This window comes from Algoriphagus halophilus (genome assembly GCF_900129785.1).
Taxonomy (GTDB): Bacteria; Bacteroidota; Bacteroidia; order Cytophagales; family Cyclobacteriaceae; genus Algoriphagus; species Algoriphagus halophilus.
Window position 1 is genome coordinate 137,696 of the sequence record NZ_FSRC01000003.1, and the last position, 21,731, is coordinate 159,426.

19 protein-coding genes are annotated in these 21,731 nt (G+C 39.5%); 8 read left to right on the forward strand and 11 right to left on the reverse strand.

Features of this window, described 5'->3' with window-relative positions; genetic code table 11:
- Window positions 1–337 precede the first annotated feature (337 nt).
- From BUR11_RS17410 to BUR11_RS17430, 5 genes are all read left to right on the forward strand, one after another.
- Window positions 338–3,436: a SusC/RagA family TonB-linked outer membrane protein gene (locus tag BUR11_RS17410; RefSeq protein WP_074226298.1), complete on the forward strand. Its 3,099-nt coding sequence runs from the start codon at window positions 338–340 to the stop codon at window positions 3,434–3,436.
- 18 nt (window positions 3,437–3,454) lie between these two features.
- The gene (locus BUR11_RS17415) at window positions 3,455–4,957 is read left to right on the forward strand and encodes a RagB/SusD family nutrient uptake outer membrane protein (RefSeq protein ID WP_074226299.1); all 1,503 of its coding nucleotides are present in this window, start codon (window positions 3,455–3,457) and stop codon (window positions 4,955–4,957) included.
- Between the two features lie 249 nt (window positions 4,958–5,206).
- Complete coding sequence (locus tag BUR11_RS17420; protein ID WP_074226598.1) at window positions 5,207–6,079, forward strand: phytanoyl-CoA dioxygenase family protein; 873 nt, start codon at window positions 5,207–5,209, stop codon at window positions 6,077–6,079.
- A gap of 69 nt (window positions 6,080–6,148) precedes the next feature.
- A complete protein-coding gene (locus BUR11_RS17425) occupies window positions 6,149–7,171 on the forward strand; it encodes a ThuA domain-containing protein (RefSeq protein ID WP_074226599.1) in 1,023 nt (340 codons plus the stop codon).
- Between the two features lie 84 nt (window positions 7,172–7,255).
- Complete coding sequence (locus BUR11_RS17430) at window positions 7,256–8,107, forward strand: sugar phosphate isomerase/epimerase family protein (protein ID WP_074226300.1); 852 nt, start codon at window positions 7,256–7,258, stop codon at window positions 8,105–8,107.
- 153 nt (window positions 8,108–8,260) lie between these two features.
- Here the strand turns inward: BUR11_RS17430 and BUR11_RS17435 are convergent, their stop codons facing one another.
- From BUR11_RS17435 to BUR11_RS17475, 10 genes are all read right to left on the reverse strand, one after another.
- Entirely contained in the window at window positions 8,261–8,923 is a 663-nt protein-coding gene (locus tag BUR11_RS17435; protein ID WP_074226301.1) for a DUF2461 domain-containing protein, read from the reverse strand.
- Between the two features lie 73 nt (window positions 8,924–8,996).
- Complete coding sequence (locus tag BUR11_RS17440) at window positions 8,997–10,307, reverse strand: alpha/beta hydrolase family protein (RefSeq protein ID WP_074226302.1); 1,311 nt, start codon at window positions 10,305–10,307, stop codon at window positions 8,997–8,999.
- A 188-nt stretch (window positions 10,308–10,495) separates the two neighbouring features.
- Window positions 10,496–11,068 carry an MFS transporter gene (locus BUR11_RS21335; RefSeq protein ID WP_234982191.1) on the reverse strand — a complete coding sequence of 191 codons (573 nt, stop codon included), beginning with the start codon at window positions 11,066–11,068 and terminating at the stop codon, window positions 10,496–10,498.
- Window positions 11,065–11,685: an MFS transporter gene (locus BUR11_RS21340; protein WP_234982192.1), complete on the reverse strand. Its 621-nt coding sequence runs from the start codon at window positions 11,683–11,685 to the stop codon at window positions 11,065–11,067. The genes BUR11_RS21335 and BUR11_RS21340 overlap by 4 nt, the downstream gene beginning before the upstream one ends.
- Window positions 11,686–11,832: 147 nt before the next feature.
- A complete protein-coding gene (locus tag BUR11_RS17450; RefSeq protein WP_074226303.1) occupies window positions 11,833–12,720 on the reverse strand; it encodes an arsenite methyltransferase in 888 nt (295 codons plus the stop codon).
- 23 nt (window positions 12,721–12,743) lie between these two features.
- Window positions 12,744–13,073 (reverse strand): ArsR/SmtB family transcription factor, encoded by a 330-nt coding sequence (locus BUR11_RS17455; protein WP_074226304.1) that lies wholly within the window; start codon window positions 13,071–13,073, stop codon window positions 12,744–12,746.
- 77 nt (window positions 13,074–13,150) lie between these two features.
- Window positions 13,151–13,999: a hypothetical protein gene (locus tag BUR11_RS17460; protein WP_074226305.1), complete on the reverse strand. Its 849-nt coding sequence runs from the start codon at window positions 13,997–13,999 to the stop codon at window positions 13,151–13,153.
- A gap of 85 nt (window positions 14,000–14,084) precedes the next feature.
- On the reverse strand, window positions 14,085–15,758 hold the full coding sequence (locus BUR11_RS17465) for an N-acyl-D-amino-acid deacylase family protein (RefSeq protein ID WP_074226306.1): 1,674 nt from the start codon (window positions 15,756–15,758) through the stop codon (window positions 14,085–14,087).
- Between the two features lie 79 nt (window positions 15,759–15,837).
- On the reverse strand, window positions 15,838–16,761 hold the full coding sequence (locus BUR11_RS17470; protein ID WP_074226307.1) for an alpha/beta fold hydrolase: 924 nt from the start codon (window positions 16,759–16,761) through the stop codon (window positions 15,838–15,840).
- A 57-nt stretch (window positions 16,762–16,818) separates the two neighbouring features.
- Entirely contained in the window at window positions 16,819–17,805 is a 987-nt protein-coding gene (locus tag BUR11_RS17475; RefSeq protein WP_074226308.1) for an FAD-dependent oxidoreductase, read from the reverse strand.
- 227 nt (window positions 17,806–18,032) lie between these two features.
- On the opposite strand from BUR11_RS17475, the gene BUR11_RS17480 reads away from it, so the two are divergent.
- The 3 genes from BUR11_RS17480 to BUR11_RS17490 all read left to right on the forward strand — a co-directional run bounded on the left by BUR11_RS17480 (window position 18,033) and on the right by BUR11_RS17490 (window position 20,373).
- Window positions 18,033–18,677, forward strand: a complete 645-nt coding sequence (locus tag BUR11_RS17480; protein WP_074226309.1) for an NAD(P)-dependent oxidoreductase — start codon at window positions 18,033–18,035, stop codon at window positions 18,675–18,677.
- A 203-nt stretch (window positions 18,678–18,880) separates the two neighbouring features.
- On the forward strand, window positions 18,881–19,624 hold the full coding sequence (locus BUR11_RS17485) for a cytochrome b/b6 domain-containing protein (protein WP_074226310.1): 744 nt from the start codon (window positions 18,881–18,883) through the stop codon (window positions 19,622–19,624).
- 2 nt (window positions 19,625–19,626) lie between these two features.
- Window positions 19,627–20,373 carry a molybdopterin-dependent oxidoreductase gene (locus BUR11_RS17490; protein WP_074226311.1) on the forward strand — a complete coding sequence of 249 codons (747 nt, stop codon included), beginning with the start codon at window positions 19,627–19,629 and terminating at the stop codon, window positions 20,371–20,373.
- 84 nt (window positions 20,374–20,457) lie between these two features.
- Here BUR11_RS17490 and lhpI read toward each other — a convergent pair whose 3' ends face one another.
- Window positions 20,458–21,405 (reverse strand): bifunctional Delta(1)-pyrroline-2-carboxylate/Delta(1)-piperideine-2-carboxylate reductase, encoded by a 948-nt coding sequence (gene lhpI / locus BUR11_RS17495; RefSeq protein ID WP_074226312.1) that lies wholly within the window; start codon window positions 21,403–21,405, stop codon window positions 20,458–20,460.
- Between the last annotated feature and the right edge of the window lie 326 nt (window positions 21,406–21,731).

The window sequence follows — 21,731 nt, forward strand, 5'->3', positions numbered from 1 at the left end:
GCTTTCAATATTTTTCAACTATTTTTCTGCTTTTTTATCCCAAATAAATCCTATTAGGGAATAATAGCGAAGGAAGAAATAGGATGTAAGGGAGGGGTAATTAATTACTGACCTTTTATTTAAAAAGTAGATTTAGTTGTATGAAAATGATTTTAATTGATGCCAATGGTTTTTAATTGATTCTTGGAAACCCTATAAAATCCATCTTTTTAGAAAATACTTGTCCTGATCTATCCTGTTGTATTTCAAGGATTTGGATCAGGATTCTGCAGGATACTAAGTGTTTAATCTTCAGATACTTTAGGTGAATTACAAAAACAATAAACCCATTGAACGTATGCTGAAAATTTTTACAAATCTCCGGGAATCCATCATTCTGGGAGTATTTTTCTCATTGTTTTTCCTGAGTCATTTTGCCTCAAGCCAAACTTCATTAATCAAAGGAGTCGTCACCTCTGGGGATCAGGACGAACCAGTACCTGGTGCATTAGTGGTAGTAAAAGGAACACAAAGAGGAACTGTTTCTGAAAATGACGGAAGCTTCTCTATAGAAGCAAGTGTAAATGAAACCTTGGTTATTAGTTTCATTGGATTTACTACCAAAGAGGTGGTAATAACTGATCCCTCTCAAGAAATAAGAGTAAATCTGGAAATGGATGAGTCGGAGTTGGACGAAGTAGTCGTGATTGGTTATGGTACTCAGAAAAAATCAGATTTGACTGGTTCGGTAGGTTCCGTTGGCGAAGATGATTTAAAAGAACGTCCGGCAGCTTCTTTATCCAATGCGCTTTCTGGAAAAATTCAGGGAGTAAATGTATCAATAAATTCTGGGCGTCCAGGTGGTAGAGCAAATATCCGTATTCGTGGAAATACCTCAGTGAGTATTGCTAATGATCCACTATACGTCATTGATGGGGTGATCATGCATGCTGCAGGCCTTGCAAATGGAAGTACACCCATAGATTATATCAACCCGAATGATATTTCTTCTGTGGAGGTTTTAAAAGATGCATCCGCTACTGCTATTTATGGAGCAAGGGGAGCCAATGGTGTGATTTTGGTTACCACGAAACGGGGTAGTCAATCAGGAGGAATTATTTCCTATGAGGGAAATTATAGTATAGGTGTGTTGCCTAAAAAAATCCCATTACTCAATTCAGCGGAATTTTTAGTTACTGAAGATTTAGCATATCAAAATGCTCAAAAATACGACCCCAATGGGTGGGCCAATGGGATTTATAAAGATCCGGCCTTGAAACGGACTGATCCAAACTTATTTGACGCAAATGGTAATCCATTATATGATACAGATTGGCAGGAAGAATCTTTTAAACCTGCATTTACTCAAAACCATCAGTTAAACTTCACTTCTGGAAATGTAGACGACAATTTCGGTGTTTACCTAGGGTATAGAGATGAAGATGGCTTGATGGCAAACTCATGGATGAAAAGATATTCTTCCCGTTTTGTGTTTGATAGTAAGCTTAAAAACTGGATTAAAGTTGGGGGTGTTTTGAGCTACAATGATCAAAAAGAAAGTCAAGTAGATCCCTTAGGAAATGGGGGAATCGTAGCGATGAGACAAGTATTGGAAGCACTTCCGATAATTCCAGTGAGGTATCCAGATGGAAGTTGGGCCGGTAATGCTGATTATCCAGGAATGGAAGGAGGGAATAACCCCCTACAAGTCTCCAAAGAAAGAGTGTATTTAGTCAATACGCAGACCATCATCGGGAATGTATATGCCAATATTTACCTGGCAGAAGGCTTGGAACTTAGATCTAATATTTCAGCAAATATTGTAAATCAGCGAGTTGACTACTATGGTGGCAGAGAGCTGAATTACATTGCTAAAAACCAGGGAGGGGATGCTTATGTTTTTAATGACCGATTAAACTCTTGGCAGTTTGAAAATTATCTGACCTACCTAAAGGAGTTTAATGATCGTCATAGGTTAAATGCAATGGTGGGTCTTTCCTGGCAACATGTAGACCGTTTTAATGCTACCGCTAGGTCACAGAATTTCCAGGATGACTATTTTATGTTTAATAACCTGGGGGCCGGTGCTAATGCAGTCCAACCTCAATCCGGTAGTGTAGCTTACGGATTAAACTCCTATTTCAGTAGAATAAATTACACTTTGAACGACAAGTACTTGTTTACCTTCACTGGAAGGGTGGATGGTTCTTCAAAATTTGGTTCCTCCAATCAATACGCATTTTTCCCTTCAGCAGCTTTTGCATGGAGGGCATCGGATGAGGAATTCTTGAGAAATAACACTACAATTTCTGATTTGAAATTTAGAGCTAGCTACGGTCAAACTGGTAACTCTGAAATCACTGCTTATCAGTCTTTGGCTGGTATGGGGAATTATTCGGTGGTTTTCAATAACCAAAGAGAAATCGGAATTGGTATTAGCAGGTTGGCCAATCCGGATTTAAGATGGGAAAAAACAAGTCAAGTCGATTTTGGAGCGGAAATAGGATTTGCTCAAAACAGAATATTGTTGGAAGTGGACTTGTATAGAAAGATTACCGATGATATGCTGTTGAGTGCACCAGTTCCTTCCAGTAGCGGATACACTGTAGTCAGTAAAAATGTGGGAAGTATGGAAAATAAAGGGATTGAAATTGGTCTGAATACGGTCAATATTGAGCGGGCTAATTTCTCATGGAATACCAACTTTAACTTCTCCTACAACAAAAACACAGTCAAAGAATTAACAGGAGGAGCTGATATTTTCTTAGGATCAACTATCGTGAGGGAAGGGGAGTCAGTAGGTTCGTTCTTTGGGTTTGTTCACCAAGGTACTTGGAATACGGATGAAGAATCACTAGCTGCAACTTATAATAAAAGACCTGGAGATATTAAGTATCAAGATGTTAATGAAGATGGTGTCATCAATGATGCAGATCGAGTAATTATTGGAAAAGGGATACCAGATGGTTTTGGAACCTTTGCCAACACCTTCCGATTCAAGAATTTTGAGTTACTGGTAGATATTCAGTTTAGCTATGGCAATGATGTGTTGTTTAGAAGCAAACATTCAGCTGAGGATCGTACAGGGATAGCAAACAGCTTTAAAACTGTCTTGAATGCCTGGACTCCAGAAAATCAGGATACCAATATTGCACAGATCAGACCATTGACTGCAGGGTATAATACCAACAACGATTCAGACAGGGTTCAGGATGGATCATTTGTAAGAGGAAGAAACCTGATGTTGTCCTATAATTTTGCTCCCGAATTATTGGAGAGAATTAAAGTGAGAAATCTAAGGACCTTCTTCTCAGTTCAAAACTTTTTCCTTTCTACAAAATATGGAGGCTACGATCCTGAAGTATCTACTTCTGGAGCCGCATTTGATCAAGGAGTTGATTTATATGCCTACCCAAAACCAAGAGTTTTTATGCTTGGTCTAAGCGTCAGTTTGTAATCTAAATTCCTGAAAAACATGAAAAGTATAAAAATATATATTACTAAAGTCCTTGTTCTTACTGCTGTCTTTTTTGCAACATCCTGTGCGGACTTCCTTGATGAAACCGACAAATCAAATTTTACCCTTGACAACTACTTTACTAAACCGGAGCATGCGGTCAGTGTGGTGAATTCTATTTACCAAAGCATGCAGCCAATTATGAGTAGTGGGTTTAATGGTGGACCTTGGATGATGTTGGAATTTGCTACAGGCTTGGCAGATACAGAATTGGGACAGGCTCAGTACAGCTTGTTTGTTAAAGACCTTGTGAATAATTCAGACAATGGATATGGTCAAACCTTTTGGACTAATTATTATAGAGGGATCGCCAATGCTAATTTGGCAATTGCCAATATTCCTGAGATGAATATGGATGAAACTCAAAAGCAAAAACTTCTAGGAGAGGCCAGGTTTTTGAGAGCATACTATTACTTCAACCTCGTTCGGATTTTTGGAAATATCCCCTTAATCACCAATCCTGTAGACTTGACTTCCGAGGAATTATATCCAAATCCTGCAGATCCTTCTGCGGTTTATGATCAGATTGTCATGGATTTGACTGAAGCGGAAGACTCTGGATTGCCTATGAGAGATGCAACAGGACGAGTGTCAATGGGAGCCATCAAATCCTTACTGTCTTCTGTCTACCTGACGATGGCAGGATATCCATTACAGAAAGGAAATGAATATTATAGCTTAGCAGCTGCGAAAGCGAAGGAAGTGATTGATTCCAAAGAATTTTCACTGTTTGATTCCTATGATGCACTTCATGATCCTAGTATGAAAAACTTAGGAGAGAATATTTTTATGGCACAATTTGCTGCATACATCCAGCCATCCAGCTGGCAAGTTTCGATCATTCCTTATAACCGCGGAATCTCAAATTATAGTGCAGAGACAGGAGGGATTTTTGCCCAAGAGGAATTTGTGAAGTCCTACGAATCTGGTGATAAGCGAGCCGACGAAAAGGAGTTTTATTATACCAGCTATTCCCTAAGGGATGACAGAAGTCAAATTTTGGAATTGGGAGATTATTATATCTATAAACATTTTGATGAATTGGCTCAAACTAGTACCACTAGCAGTGATATGAACTGGCCGATTATCCGGTATGCAGAAGTTTTGTTGATTTATGCAGAAGCATCCAATGAGGCGAATGGCCCCACAAATGAGGCCTATCAAGCGGTAAATTTGATAAGAGAAAGAGCCGAATTGGATCCACTGACGGGAATGTCACAAACGGAGTTAAGGGAAGCGATATGGAGAGAAAAATTCTTCGAGCTTTCATTTGAGAACAAAACCTGGTTTGATATGGTGAGGATCAGGAAAGGGTTCAATGTGACTACCCGTCAGTTTGATGACTATGTTGGACACCAATTTGTTTATGGTCCGACTTTGAAAGAAAGAGAATTGTTATTTCCTATTCCAACTGCGGAGATAAGGAACAATTCAAACCTTGTTCAAAACGCAGGTTATTAATATTGGTTTGGGTGCCAATAAGGGGGTGGTTAATTACTTTTTTATAGTTCTTGATCAAAAAAATATATGTTTCCTCCTAAGAAGGTTTTGTCTTAACTGACAAAGCCTTCTTGAATTTTCAGGGCAAATCAGTTGAATAAACCTATTTGAAGTGCAATGTATTTCAATAATTATGCGAAAAATCAGAAAGTAATGACAGATCAAAATCAGGATTTTGTTAACTTCCTTGTCAACTTAACGCACCCAAAAATGAGAGATCTATCGGATTATTCTCATCCAATAACGGACCTTTTTGAACAGCCCAAAACAGAAGCTGAATGGGAGAAATACAGACTTAGCCAAGATCAGGTTGATTTCTTCCATGAAAACGGCTACTTGTCTGGAATCAAATTATTGGATGAAGATCAGATTCGTGTTTTAAAAGAAGCATTGGAAAAGGTGTCCAATCCTAAGCATCCCATGCATCACTTATTTCATGAGTTTCATAGCAATGAGTCCTCAGACCCAAATCAGGTTTTATTTCATTCATTAGGGCATTGGAGGATACATCCAGCCTTTCATGATGTAATCTGGAATCCAGCTTTTTTGATGGCTTCCAGTCAGTTGCTTGGTGATAAATCTGTGAGATTTTGGCATGATCAGCTTTTCTGTAAACCCGCAAAGCATGGGGGCAACGTAGCTTGGCATCAGGATTATTCATATTGGACAAGGACCGTGGCGATGCAACACCTGACCTGTTGGTGTGGATTGGATGATGCGACGGAAGCGAATGGATGTTTGAATTATATTCCAGGGAGTCATCGATGGGGATTGCTGGACAAACCTGCTTTAGCAGGGGAGATGGATGGATTAAAGACCATGCTAACTGAGCAGCAATTGAAAGAATTTAACCCGGTAGCTGTTCCCTTGAAAGCCGGATATGCAACCTTTCATCATCCCTTGATGGTACATGGAAGTTTTGCAAATTATTCCGAGAATGCCAGAAGAGCATTTGTTTTGAATGTTTTTGCAGATGGTACAGTTTCTGATACCAATGAACCATTATTGCAGGGTGTACCTATTATTCCCAAGGGGCAAAAAATGGAAGGTAAATTTTTCCCTAAAATTTTTGAAATAAAATAGCCGTAAAACATATTCTGTTTGGTGGGAGGAAAATATTTTTATTTCTTCCCATTTCAACCCAAAAAATCTATGAAAATTCTCTTTAATAGTAAGTGGGCAACTGTTTTTGCTCTGGTACTTTCTTTTTCAATTTCTGTGGCTTGCGCCCAAAACGGTAAAACTTTTCTTCAATTTGAAGGGAAAACTGGACCTGGGAAAGGTAAACACGTGGTGCTGATTTCAGGCGATGATGAATATCGATCTGAAGAATCCATGCCAATGATGGCCAAAATTCTTTCCGAGACCTATGGTTTCAATACTACTGTGCTGTTTCCGATTGAGCCTGAAACAGGAGATATCGTTCCTAGCTATCAAAAAAATATTCCAGGATTGGAACATCTACAAGATGCGGATCTCGTGATTATGTTGATTCGATTTAGAGATCTTCCATTGGATCAAATGAAACAGTTGGAGGATTATTTCAAATCTGGTAAGCCTTTTATTGCACTGAGAACTTCCACGCATCCTTTTGCAATAAAAGATCAAAACTCTCCTTATTTCAAATGGAATTGGAATAGCAAAGTCCCTGGATGGGAAGGAGGATTTGGTCAGCAGATCATCGGTGAAACTTGGGTTGCTCATCATGGAATCCATAAATCTGAAGGAACGAGAGCTTTGGTAGATGGAGTGGACCGTGATGCTGATCATCCGATTCTTCGAGGAGTGGATGATATCTGGGCACCTACTGATGTATATTCTATCAAAAATCTTCCTGCTTCTGCCAATGTGCTACTTTACGGGCAATCAACTGCAGGAATGACTCCAGATGCTCCCTTGATGTGGGATAAATCCATCATGCCTATTGCTTGGACCAAAGAGTACAAAATGGAAGATGGAAAAACAGGTAAAGTATTGGGAAGTACTTTAGGATCTTCTTTGGATTTCCAAGCGGAGGATATGCGAAGACTTATTGTTAATGCATCCTTTTGGCTTTTAGATATGCCTGAAGTGATCACATCTGAATTAAATGTAGCGATTGTTGGGTCCTATGAACCAACCATGTTTGGTTTTGATAGCTTCCGAAAAGGAATGAAAGTAGAGGATTTTAAATAAAATTTGGTCAACAGTCCATGGTCCACAGTCCACCTTAGTGCGACTGTCGACCGTCGTCTGTGGTCTATTGACAATATTAAAGCAATGAATAAAATAGGATTTAATGTACTGGCATGGTCTGCGGAGATGTCAGAGAACTTGTTGCCTGTATTGGATCGATTAAAAAAAATCGGATATGATGGGGCAGAATTTTTTATTGGAGGATCGCCTGAAGAATCCTTTAAAATGATCGGCAAACATTGTGCAGATATCGGTTTGGAAGTAACTGCTGTGACCGTGATGGGCCCAGAACAAAATCCGATTTCACCAGATGCCAAAATCCGTGCTGCTGCCAGCGAACAATTAAAGTGGGTAATAGATCGGGCAGTCGATTTAAATGCGCAGGTATTATGTGGTCCATACCATTCGGCATTCACTGTCTTTGCATCAAGGGAACCTATAGAGGATGAATACAATTGGTCAGCCGAGTATTTACATGGAATGGGAGATTATGCGCAACAAGCGGGAGTATTATTGACGCCGGAAGCCTTGAATCGATTTGAGTGCTATCTCTGCAATACCATGGAACAGCTTTCGTATTTGCTCAAAAAAGTGAATCACCCCAATGTGCAGGCCATGTTTGATACGCACCATGCAAATATTGAGGAAAAGAAATTGGGAGATGCCATCAAATTTATTGCACCTCAATTAGGCCATTTTCATATCTCTGAAAATGATCGAGGAACCCCGGGTTCAGGGCATGTCAATTTCGATGAAACCTTTCAATCCTTGGCTGAGGTGAAATACAAAGGCTGGTTGACTATCGAAGGATTTACCCGTAATGATCCAGCATTTGCCAATTCCATAGGGGTGTGGAGGAATTTCTCCGAACCTTGGGATATGGCAGAGAACGGATACAAGATGATTCGGGAGATGGGAGAGAAATACGGATTGTAAATTCCTAGCCCATGGTTTAAACCATGGGCTATTTATTTTTGTGAGGAGACAAACCGAGGAGGAAATTGTTTTAAGGTCATTTCGACTGAAAGGAGAAATCTCAGCAGTTATTTAGAAAATCTAAGGCATGGTATTTAACCTCAAGATCATTTATTACAAAATCGACTCTCCATTTTGGTCAGTAGTTAGCACTTCGCTCATGTAATCAAAGAAAGGTCGCATGGCCAAAAATGTCAGAAGCACCTCTTTCTGGAAATCGTCAGCCAAAACCTCCTGATCAGTAAACCTTCTTCTTACTACAAATTGCTTTTTCTTGATTAAATCAATCGCAGGAAGTGTTTTGTCAAAGCCTTTAGGAGCATTTTTTACGCCATCCTCTCCCTCTAGCTTTCCAAAGTATTTCAGGAAATTTTTGTCTGAAGTGATCTGCTGGATTTCCTCTGGATTCATTTCGAATTCTTTTCGAATACGGAATAAATCGTCCTTATTTGGAGCCCAGAAACCTCCTCCTACAAAACTGCTATCTGGGCCTACCTGGAGATAATAGCCACCTCTCAGCAAGGGCTTAACTCGAGAGAATCCTGCTCCGAAATTGGTTTTGAAAGGTGTTTTATCTTTTGAAAAGCGGATATCCCTGTAGATTCTAGAGATATGGATTTTATTTAAACTGTCATGTTTTTGGAGTTCAGAATAGATCTGGTTGAAAAACTTTGTATTCTCTTCCTTAATCAAATCATATTCAGGTTTATGCTCTTTAAACCATTCACGATTGTTGTTTTCCTGGAGCAGTTTGAGAAATTCAAAACCTCTTTTCATGATAAGATACTAGCGATGTGATGAACTGATGGATAATTTATTTGACTGTATTAATCTCCTGTATCAGCAAAAGTTAATTTCTTGGACTTTGGTGCTCCAATTCTAATCCTACTGTAGTTCTAGGCTTAAATCCCGGCCATTCTTTTTCCACAGAATCAGGATCCAAATGAAAATAAGCTTTATACTCCTCCTTGTTTTTCAAATAATATCCCAAAAATGCCGAGACAAAATGCTGATTGATATTATTCATTCTTCTTGAATCCCACACTGAATCAGCATACCTCAAATACTCGTCAATATTCAAATCTGGATTTAAAGATTCTATTGGAGCGGGGTTAGGAGCAGTATTATGTCGGGCTTCCTTAAAAGTCAGCAAAAATCTCTCAGCGTTTACCGCACCTTCATAAATCGCTTTTGTACCGTCTTCATATCCAGAAATATCATCTTTGCTTCCAGCAATAAAGAATGAAGGAATTTTTATGCCTGCCAATCCTTCTGCATTCCAAACTCCTCTTTGCATGCCCCAAGGAGCAAAGGCTACGATGACTTTTATTCTTGGATCAATGGATGCCTCAAATTCCGGATTGCCTACAGTCCTTTTCAATAACGCTTTGCTTCCCCCTGTCATTCCTTCAAAGAGTTGAGCTGCCTGAGGGCTGTACCCACCTCCTGCTACATTCACTGCCCCATAGCCTCCCATGGAGTATCCAATCAAAGCGGTATTGTTTGCATCCAATAAACCATTTAGAAAGGAACTTTGATCCTGGCCCAATCTGGCCATTTCATTCAAAACAAATAGGTCATCTAAGGACCGATTTAGCAGTGTGCTTTGAAAGCCTCCTGCATCTCTAAATGTTGCTTCGGTATGATCTATAGCTACCACTACATACCCTTTGGAAGCTAGATTTTCGGTCAGATATGTCATTAAATACCGAGATCCAGTATAACCATGAGATACAATCACCAGTGGAAATGGAGAGTCTGAATAGGCAGGTTTTGCATCTCTTGTGGCTCTTCCCAAAAAAGTAAAAGGAATGATTGGCCTTGACGGAGCCCCGTTTTGCCCCATGACTTCTTCGTAAGAAATGATTTCATTGGATCCTTCCTTAGTTTCCGATGGATACCAAATTTCTACTTTTAAAGGTCGATTGTATAATGAATCTCCACCTTTCCCGTAGTTTAGGATGTCCAGTTGATTTTCATGGATCAAATCCAGTGTCTGTACGCCTACAGCATAATTTCCTCTTGCAGCCAATTCTGGGGCATCAGGAAGTAAGTCTCCGTAGATAAATTGGTTAGAAGCAGTTTGGGCGTAGTTGGGTGTTACATTCCCTAACAAAATGATAAAAATAAGCAGGGACAAAAATTTGGGTTTATTAAACATAGATACTTTGAAAGGTTATCTCCCAAGATATCTTCAAATCTTCAGATTAAAAAACACAGGATGATAAGTGTCAAAATGAAGGAATTGGATTTTCTAAAAGGGTAGGGTGATCTCAATTTTAGACGGCAGTATGGCAATAATTAATTGGTTAAACCGAATGGTTTCTCCAAGATCCTGCTTGAAACTATTCAGGCAGATGATTGATCTTCAGTAGTCAAATTTAACTTAGCTGTTTTTTGATGGAGCATTTTAGTGAGGATGATCATGAAGATCAGGAACACTCCCAGAAATGGTAGTAGAAATGAATAGCCAGTAAATATGGATATTTCACCGAAAACAAAGGGCATCAGGGTTATGCCTACATAGGCACTGGCCATTTGCATCCCCATAATTTTTTGAGAATGTTTTTTGCCAAAATTCACTGGAGTCTCATGAAGTAAACTTGGAAAAATAGGAGCACATCCAAAGCCTATGAGTAAAAACCCTGGTAATAATACTGAATCAAAAGGAAGTAGTAATAAAATGATCCCTATCCCAATAATTCCCTGACCAGCAAATACCAATTGTCGGTTGGTGAAATAGTGGGTTAAGAACCCGGAAAGAAATCTTCCCGCCATAATTCCGACATAATAAAGGGAGACCAATCTCGCTGCTTTATCGACTGGATAGCCTTTTTCAAAAACCAAAAAACTAGCGCCCCATAATCCAAAACTTGCTTCGATGGTACAATAGCAAAAGAAGATCAGTAACGCTTGCTTCAAACCCGGTATGGTTTTAAGCAAACTGAAAAGGCTTTTTGAGTCTTTTTTTCTTCAGAAGTATCCTCTTTCGAAGAAACCCATAAAGGCAAGGAAAGCAGTAAAATGATAACCAAGCCAATTTGAATCCAGGCAATAGTATGGTATCCCTGTGTCCAAAGACCTCCTTTTGCCAAATAACTTGCCATGATCATCGGTCCTATTGCAGCACCAACTCCCCAAAAGCTGTGGAGCCAGTTCATATGCTTTGCTTGATAATGTAGGGCTACATAGTTGTTTAGCGCGGCATCTACACTTCCTGCCCCCAAACCTAAAGGGATTGCCAGCAAGCAGAGGAATATAAAATAATGGGAATAAGCAAAGCCCATCAAAGCAAGTGCTGTTAGGAAAACACTGAAAGTTGTGACTTTTGCCTCCCCGAATTTCTGGATTAAATAACCACTGAACAGACTGGAAATAACAGTCCCGCCAGCTACGATCATCGAAATGATTCCTGCATAAGAGACAGGTACTTTCAAGTATTCAAACATCGCTGGCCAAGCAGAGCCTAAAAGGGCATCCGGTAAACCAAGGCTGATAAATGCCAGATAGATGATCAGTAAAAGGATCCGGTTTTTCAAATTCAGTTGGCGATAAAAAAGACTCTTTTCTATAGTATCCGAAGCAAGTAATCTTTTGAAAGTGTAGAAAAGTAGCTGAAAATTTTTGATTCCAGCAAGTTGAAAAAGAAAAAGATAGCCCATGGTTTCAACCATGGGCTATAAATATTAACAACATCCTGAACTTGGCTCACAACAAGAACCGGATTGCAACTCTGAAAGCTTAAACTTGGGTTTAGAAGATTTAGCTCCAGTCTTTTCTGCATACACGGATATACTAAAGATCCCCGTTTCTCCATTATTGAATTCATTCACCTCTTCCTCAGATAGGTATTTACTTAAAATATCATCTGGGATCACAATTGGTTTTTCTTTTTGGATAGTGATGTTTTGGAATCCTTGGTCTTCGATGAACTGCAAGTATTCGGATTTTTGAATCGCTCCTGCCACACATCCTGCATACATTTCCGCATCTTCTCTCAATGCTTCAGGCAAATCACCTACCAACACAATATCAGAAATACTAAAGTGCCCTCCTGGTTTTAACACTCGATGAATTTCAGAAATCACTTTTTGTTTATTTGGGACTAAGTTCAAAACACAGTTGCTGACGATTACATCGGCCACGGCATCGTTGACAGGCATATTATCAATATCACCTTCTCTAAATTCCACATTATTGTAGCCCAATTTCTCCGCATTGGCTCTTGCTTTTTGGATCATGATAGGAGTAAAATCAATCCCGATCACTTTGCCTTCTACACCTGTCTCATGTCTGGCCACAAAGCAGTCGTTTCCTGCCCCGGAACCCAAATCAATAACCGTGTCTCCTTTTTGGATCTTGGCAAACTGTGTAGGTAAACCACATCCCAAGCCTAAATCCGCATCTTCCAAATACCCTTTGGTTTCAGAGTAATCATCCATCATGATATTGTAAATCTTATTGGATGGGGTGGTAGCACCGCAGCAGGAAGCCGCATTTTCAGCTTTTCCTTGCTCGGCTATTTTTGCATATCGCTCTTTGACGATGTTTTTTAATTCTTGTTCCTTGTTCATGATATATGGTACTTATAGGGTTCTTAACAGCAAGTTGAGTTACGAAGGTCTTGATCCAAAAACTCTGAGAGTAGTCCTTTCATTTTTGACCATTTTTCTTTGTCAATACAATAGCAAACGCTGGTGCCTTCTACATTTCCTTTGATGAGTCCGATTTGTTTTAATTCTTTCAGATGTTGGGAAATGGTAGCCTGCGCCAATCCGATTTCCTCTACCAAATCCCCGCAAACACAAGCGTTGATTTTAAATAGATGTTGCAGAATGGCGATTCTGGCGGGGTGGCCTAGAGCTTTGGCCAATGAAGCGATTTCATTTTGTTGCTGGTTGAATATTTCAGTTTTTGCGAGTCCCATGGTTCAAAACTAATTAATCGTGATAATACGATCAAATGGTTAACCGGAAAAAATCAAGTAAAGTTCTTTTATGACTTTTATTTTGGATAGGAGATTAGAATTTTTTCTAAAAAGACCGTTTCCCCGCTATAAAACTTTTTCTCAATAACATTCCCCAGAGAGTCATATTTGTATTCGAATGAAGTTTGGTTTGTAAGAAGTGTATCAGAATTTGTAACTCTAAACTCTTCAATTAAACTTTCTAAGCTTTTGGAATTATAGGTCTTTAAAAAAAATAAAAAAAGTTCGTTTTGGGAATTGAACCACCAGGAAGCTATTTCATTTCCTTGCTCATCATATTCGAATTCTATTCTTGATTTAATGTTTCCATTTGGAGAATAATCCGTCATTGAAATCTTCCTTCCTTGATCATCCAATTCGATACAAGCATTTTGTAATAAAACAATGAAAGGGTCTTTTTTATCTATATTAATCTTATCAGGCTTTTTGTTAAAAGAAGTTTTTTTAATGTAAATCTTGTTATTGGTAAATGTCTTTGTCTGAATTACTTGCCCTTTAGGGTTGTATTCATACTGGGTAGTTGAGCGAACTGTTCCATCCAAATCATAATATTCGACACATGATTTTAATCCTTTTTTATCATAAAAATAATGGGTTGGGCCATATGCTAATTGACTTTCGTTTTTAAAATCCTCGATGTATTTAGTTTGCCCTTTCTTATTGAAATGGTAAACCGATTTAAAACTTAAAATAGGAGTGGAATCTTGATTTACAGGTTGAGGTTGGAAGGATATAAATTCTAATTTGGTAGGAGAGCCACTATACCCATCGAAAAAAGTTCCTTGAGGGATACTTTTACAATATGTTAAAAATAAAACCGCTGAAATAAGAAGAAATACTCTAAGAATATGGGGATGAAAATTCACTAAAATAAAAGTGTTTTAGTTGTTTGAATTGTAAAATGTGATGTCGTATACCTATCTGGTATACCTATCATGATCAAATCGAAATTTACTCCTTAAACCCTGGTCCTCTCACAACTTGCCCAGGAAATGCTCCTGTATGTTCCCCTTCTTTTAACACTTGGGTTCCATTGACGAATACGTGTACCATCCCCGTGGCATACTGCATAGGCTCTTCGAAAGTTGCATGATCCCGGATTTCATTTGGGTCAAAAATTGCCAGATCAGCAAAGAATCCCTCTTTTAATGCGCCCCTTTTTTTGATTTTTAAATTATTGGCAGGCAAAGTGGTCAATTTGTGAATGGCTTCTTCCAGAGGAATCACTTTTTCCTCTCGAACATATTTTCCAAGTACTCGTGCAAAATTACCAAAAGCTCGGGGGTGATAGCTGGACTTCAAAAATACCCCTTCAATGGAGTAGGATCCTGCATCCGAACCAAAACTCATATAGGGAAGCTTAATCTGCTTTTTTACGTTTTCTTCAGACATCAAAAAATAGATTGTACCCACTCGGCTGCCGTCCTGAACGACCAAATCCATAGCGGTTTCTTCAGGAGAAAGATTTCGCATGGCTGCTACTTCTGCCAGCGTTTTTCCTGTTAGGTATTTGAGGCTGTCGTTTTTGAAACCCACCAAAATGATTTTATCAGGCCCTTCCACCGCCTGCATCAGGCTTTCCCATTCATTGGTGGGAGTAGTCATTTCTTTCAATACGCGTTTTCGAATGGCAGGGTCTTGAAGACGTTCCGCCCATTTATCATAGCCTCCTTCCTGAACCCAGGGGGGCATGGAAGCATCCAATCCTGTGGCTCCCGCCACGTAGTTGTACATGTCAGTTGTGATTTCCAACCCAGCTGCTCTAGCAGAATCAATCTTGGCTACTACTGCATCAAATTTGTTCCAATTATCACGACCACTCATTTTGAGGTGGTATACTTCTGCTCGGATATCTGCCTCATCAGCAATCCGGATCAATTCATCCAAGCTTTCCAGCAACCTACCACCTTCACTTCGCATATGAGAAATGTACATGCCATCGTATTCTGAAGCCACTTTGCATAATTCAATGAGTTCTTCCGTACTGGCATAAAATGCCGGGGCATAAATCAACGAAGATCCTACTCCCATAGCGCCTTCTTCCATAGCTTGTCGAACCAATTTTTTCATGGCCTCTAATTCTTCCTGATTTGGAGCTCGGTCCTCATAGCCCAATTCATGGATTCTAACCGTAGTAGCTCCAATAAAAGATGCCACGTTTGTGGAAATACCTTTGTCTACTAAAAATTCCAAGTATTCACTTAAAGAGGTCCATCCAATGGGGTATTTGATATCTCCTTGGGCTTGGAGTTCATCTTCCTTCATAGTTTCATTCAAAGGCCCCATTGAATTCCCCTCTCCAAAAACTTCCAGGGTGACCCCTTGTTTAATATCACTGATAGACCTCCCATCTTCGATCAGGGATTCCACGGCCCAACTCAACATATTGATAAAGCCGGGAGCAACCACTAGACCAGTTGCATCGATTTCTAAAGTTCCTTTGGCCCCTTGAAGATCTCCTAAGGCAGCAATAGTATCGGCATTGATGCCAACATCTCCTACATAAGAGGAACTGCCGGAACCATCGACAATCTGTCCATTTTTGATTAGGACATCGAAAGTTTGTGGATTGGAACAACTTCCAAGAATAAGGATAGTGCAACAAAAAAGAAAAATGGATTTCATAGGGTTGGTGGTTAGCCTATTAAATTAGTAAAACATTGGAAGTCTTTACAGGATGTTAATGAAAACCCGTTAAAAAAGATTACTTCTGCTGCATTTCTTCCTGAAGTGTGTAATAATCCTGCATCACAATCCGAATACTAGAAATCACCAATTCAGGATCATCCCATTGTACAAAGTGTCCTGCATCCCCGCTATAGAGCAACATACCTTTATCCACTGACTGGATGACGTCGGTCCAACGGGAAATTCGATGTTTGATTTTGGATCGGAACAGTGCTTTATCATCGTATTCTTTGGATTGAAATTGAACTGGCATATCGAACCTACCCCCTACAACCATGTGAACAGGAATATTTGGGAGTGGTGTGCCGCTTATTTCCTGGAAATCTTGTTCCCTTAATTCTTCCAACACCTGTCCTTCTCTCTTGATTGGTGCTGGGGAATCCTTATTTCTTGAAGCTCTGATGTCAATAAATGACTGAATCAAACTATCAACCTTTGAAGGTTCCCAATCGAGAATATCGTAATACTCGGTTCTGTTTTGATGGGTTTCAGTGAAATCCCCTGGGTCAATGATCACTAAGCCGGCTAATTTTTCTGGATAGTAATTGGCAAATCCTCTGACATACACTCCTCCCAATGAGTGTCCTACTAAAATATAGGGTGGGGCGAATTCTAATTTATCCAAGAGTCTTACCAATTGCTCAGAGACGTTTTTCAGGGTAGGCATATAGTCTGTTGCTTCAGATTTGCCTATTCCAGGTCTGTCATAGGTTAGGATAGGGGCAAATTCAGCTACTGATTCTATCACTTTGTCCCAATTTCCCATGGGTGTTCCATGACCACTTTCAAAAATCACCAAGGGCTGACCTTCTTCTCTTTGTTCTATGCCTATAGTATTGATCCAGATTTTATATCCATTCAATTCTACAAAGCGTTCCTGAGCTGAAGCTTGGAATATGAATAGGAAGGCGAGAAATACAAAAGTGAAAAAGTGCTTCATCTTATTTTTTGGAATGCAGTATTCCTTACCAAGTTAAACGAATTCAGGCAAAAGGACTTAAAAGCTATTTTCTCTTCTGCTTTGGTCTGTGCCTTTTCCGACCATTTTTATTCCCCCTTTTAATACCTCTGCCAATTCCAAAGCACATCCCCAAGCAACCGTATATCCTGCTCCTCCATGTCCGTAATTATGGAAAACGTGAAGGTGATCTTCGTCGAACTCGAACCGAACGGCTGTTCTTTTGGGTCTTAAACCCACCAATTCATCGAGGATTTTAGGGGCTTCTGATATTCCAGAATCTTTTAACCTGTTAAGAATTAAAGTGGTATCCTTTGGGTCTACTTCTGGGTTCCAATCATGCTCATAGTCTGTCCCTCCTATGATGGTATCCGAACTCCGATTGATGACATAGCGCAAAGCCCCTTTTTTGGTTGGATCCGCAAAAGAAATTGAGTCTAGTTTTTCGCATCTTAAAATCTGTCCACGAATAGGGTAGAGCTCCTTATCGTGACATAGCTCTTTAGCGCCTAAACCGGTGCAATTCACAACGAGTTGACCTAATTCCGCTAGTTCCTTCAAGGAAGAAATCTTCTTTAATTCAAACTGCCCTCCATTCGTAAGAAATTGATTGAAAAGAAAGGGTAAATAGATTCCGGGTTCTACCAAAGGTACTTCCGCATACAAAGCTTGAGCTATTCCATTTGGTAATTCCTTTTTTTTTGCTTCCCGAACAGTTCCAGGAGGTAATTGTTGCCTCCAATCTGTATTAGAGCCTTCGATATAGGCATTGATAAAAGGAATCATGGAAACACCTGATGGAAAAGGCAGGTCTTGTAAATAGCGGATATAGGAATTAGTAGCCCAAGTATTTGTTTTTTCTTTGGGAGCAATTTCAAAAGGAAACCAGATCGCACCGACCTTATTGGAAAGACTTTTCTGAAAGGGTTCCTTCGCAATGATTTTCACTCGAAATCCTGCTTCTTGCAAGGCAATTGCTGAAGTCAAACCAATTATTCCTGAACCTATGATTGTGGCTGATTTCATATAGGGAATTTAAGCAGGAATCTTTCATTAAAAATGGTTATCAAGAGCAAAAGCATATTTACTCTTTAAATACCAATTCAGAAAAATTTCACATGGAATAAATTTCTTACCTTTCACCTATTAGAATCTCTCTATAAATAGTGCATGAGGATCTCCCAGATCGAAAATAGCTTTCATTCTTAAATGTAAGGCTGTCTTTTTAATGTCCACACTTTATAGAGAATACCATGAAATCAAATCAAAAAATTGCAGTTATAGGAGGCACAGGAAAATCCGGGACTTATTTAGTCAAAGAGCTTCTTTCCCGAAATTTCCATGTAAATCTACTCGTAAGAAATCCTGAGAAAATCCCTGAAGATTCCCATAATCTCACTGTGATCTTAGGTGATGTGTTAGCCGAGAATGAGGTTGAGAAATTAATCCAAGGTTGTGATGCAGTAGTTAGCACATTGGGTTTAGGAATTCCAGCAAGTACTTCGGATTTATTTGAGAAGGCAAGTTTAATCATCCTGAAGACCATGAGTTCTTTTGGAATCAAACGTTATATTCTTACCACAGGATTGAATGTAACTACTCCTTCAGATCAAAAAAGTGAAAAGAATTTACTAGCCACTGCCTGGATGGAGCAAACGTTCCCAATTTCCACGCAAAGCAAGCAAAATGAATATGAACTTATTTTAAATTCAGGCTTAGACTGGACCTTGGTGAGACTCCCTATGATTGAGCTTACTGATCTGAAAAATCCAGTTGGAACAGATTTAAAAGATTGCAAAGGCAATAGTATAAGTGCCACTTCCTTGGCGGCTTTTCTAGCAGACCAAATCCATTCTGGTCAGTTTATTCAAAAAGCTCCTTTCATTTTCAATTTATAGGGATATAAAAAGAAGGCACAATAGGTGCCTTCACCTTGTTTATTTTAAATATTATTTCACCCATATTCTTCCTTTGCCAATTTCCTGATGTTTTTCCGAAACTTATTGAAGTTAAGATATTCAAATAAAATAGTACATTTAAATACAGGGAGTTAGCTGTTTTCTTACCTATTTTTTTAAAGATTGATGTTGACAATTCGAATATGTCTGAACCAGTAAAGCATAAATCATGGGTTAAAACTTCCCATTGGATCATAACCATGAGCTTTTTGATTTTGGTGTTTACCGGAATTGAAATCCTGATGGTTCATCCTCGATTGTATTGGGGAGAAGTGGGGAATGATTTGACTCCAGCTTTTTTGGAACTTCCTATCAGCAGAAACCACCAATGGTCGGATTGGGAGGAAGAGGTTTCTTTTTTTGATGCCCAAGATTCTCCAGTTAGTGCAGGAAGAAGAGGAGAAGAAGAATTGTTTAACCAAAATGGATGGGGGAGAAGTCTTCATTTCCTAGCGGCTTGGTTCCTGGTTTTAACAGGGCTTTTTTACCTGATTGTTGGGTTGTTTAGCGGACACTTTCAAAAGCATATTTGGCCTAAACTGAAGGAGTTGACTCCAACACAGTTTTTCAGGGATTTGAAAGATCATTTCCGATTGAAAGTTTCACCTCCTACCGGTGGTCCACAATACGGACTCTTACAAAAGCTTTCTTACATGGGAATCATATTCATTGGTTTACCCATGGCAATCATTACTGGCTTTACCATGTCTCCAGCGATTACAGCTGCATATCCATTCCTGCTGGACCTTTTTGGAGGATATCAATCTGCTCGTACGATCCATTTCTTTTCCTCTTTGTCTTTAGAGGTTTTTCTGATCGTCCATGTGCTGATGATTATTTTATCAGGATTTAAAGCCCAATTGAAATATATGACTTTAGGTAAATAGCTATGAAGAAGAGGAAAGAAATCATTACAAGACGAGCAGCCCTTACTACAGGGGTGGCAGCATTGGGCGCATTATTGATTCCTGGATGCAAACAACCCATGCCTCCCAACTATGGGAATATCCTTCGAATGGGAGATAATTTTACCTATGCCGCCCATAGAGCTTTGCTTTCCAAGCAATCCTTAGCCAAAGAATATAGCTTCAGCGATATATCCTCCATGCCTGCTACAGGTACTATCAACCCTGCCGACACTTCAAAGGAATATTTTAGTGAGAACTATGACAAACATTTACGAACTGGTTTTGAAAACTGGGAGTTGCCAGTGGAAGGATTAGTTGCACGTCCCGGGAGTTATTCTCTAAATCAACTCAAGCGATTTTCTCCTCGTACTCAGATTACTCGGCATACCTGTGAAGAAGGATGGACCGCCATTGCAGAATGGACTGGGGTACCACTTCGTTTGGTATTGGAACATGCCGGGATTATGCCCAAAGCAAGATGGGTGAATTTTTATTCCTATGATGGATGGTTGGACAGCATTGACTTAATAGATGCATTTCATCCGCAGACGATTTTGGCCTATGGGATGAATGGGAAAAATCTGTCTATTCCCCATGGAGCCCCAGTTCGTTTGAGATTGGAAAGACAGATTGGATTCAAGAGTATGAAATATTTGGAGAAGATCGTGGTTTCGGAAGAATACATTGACCCAGGAGATATCGGTTGGGCCTGGTATAATGGGTTTTAATATTCTAAAGCCCGATCTGAATAGACCGGGCTTTGCGTTGAATTGGGGCTGGTAATTAATTTTATCCTTGCCAGAATTATTCGATTAACTGTTAGCTGGGGTATAACATTTATACACCAATAAGGCAGCAGCTAAATCTTCCACAGCTAATCCAGCGGATTTAAAAAGCGTGATTTCATCTTCGGAAGTTCTTCCGGGATGAATACCTTTTACAAGTTCCACGATGTCTGCTTTTACATCATTTTTGGAGATAATACCACTGGCAATAGGGATAGCAAGCTCACCCGATTCATGTAAGGCACCAGCCCTTGAATCCACGAAAATGGAGCTTTTCTGGATGGCCACATCATCTGTTTCTCTTGTGTCGGGTTTGTATGAGCCGATTAGGTCCAGATGTGCACCAGGTTTTACCCACTCACCTTTAATGATGGGTGTTTTTGCAGGTGTGGCGCATGAAATTAGGTCTGCTTGGCGAGCAGCTTCTTCCAAGTTGGTCACGCCTTCAGCAAGGATTCCTTGCTTTTTTAAATCCGAAACAAAATCTTCCAGTTTAGTGGGGTTTCTCATCCAAACGCTAACTTTCTTAAAATCACGTACCGCTGAATGAGCTTGCACCAGATGCTGGGCTACTTTACCTCCGCCTACTACCAGTAAATGTTCCGCATCTTCTCTACACAAGAAAGAGGCAGCCAAAGCGGATGCGCAAGCGGTTCTTCGTGCCGTCAACTCTGTGGCATTCATCATCGCTAGGGGCTGGCCAGTTTTGGCATCGCTCAAGATGTACTGGGCAAAGATGGAAGGCATGTTTTTGGAAGCATTCGCTGGAGCAACGGTGACTTGTTTCATCCCAAGGTAATCTTGGTTCCAGACAGGCATCAAGATCAAAGTATTTTCATCCCCTTCTGCCGTTTGGTAAAAATGATGATGCCGAACAGGCATGGTATAATTAGACTGAAAAATTTCTCTTAATGCTTCAATCAGTTTGTGATAATCCAGCAATTGAATGATTTCCGCATCTGGAATAATAAGCATAGTTGTGACTTAGTTTAATTGAATGGATAAAGTTCGAGGATTTCTTGAGAAATGCTATAAGGATTGAGATAGGTTAATGAGACGTGAATAATCAGCTTTAAAATTAAACTGGTTAGACTGGGAAAAGTATTAGCTAAACAGGATTGAATGTTACTTTAATTGACTATCAAAAAGCTCTTCAATGTCTTCCAGATCAAAGGGTGAACTTAAATATCAATTTCTTTTTTTGAATAGTTAATAGTCCTCCTTTCAGAAACTAGAAATCAAACCGTGTAGGATTTATTCCACAGGAATTTTTTTTTTGAGCCTTCAAGTTACATTAGAAT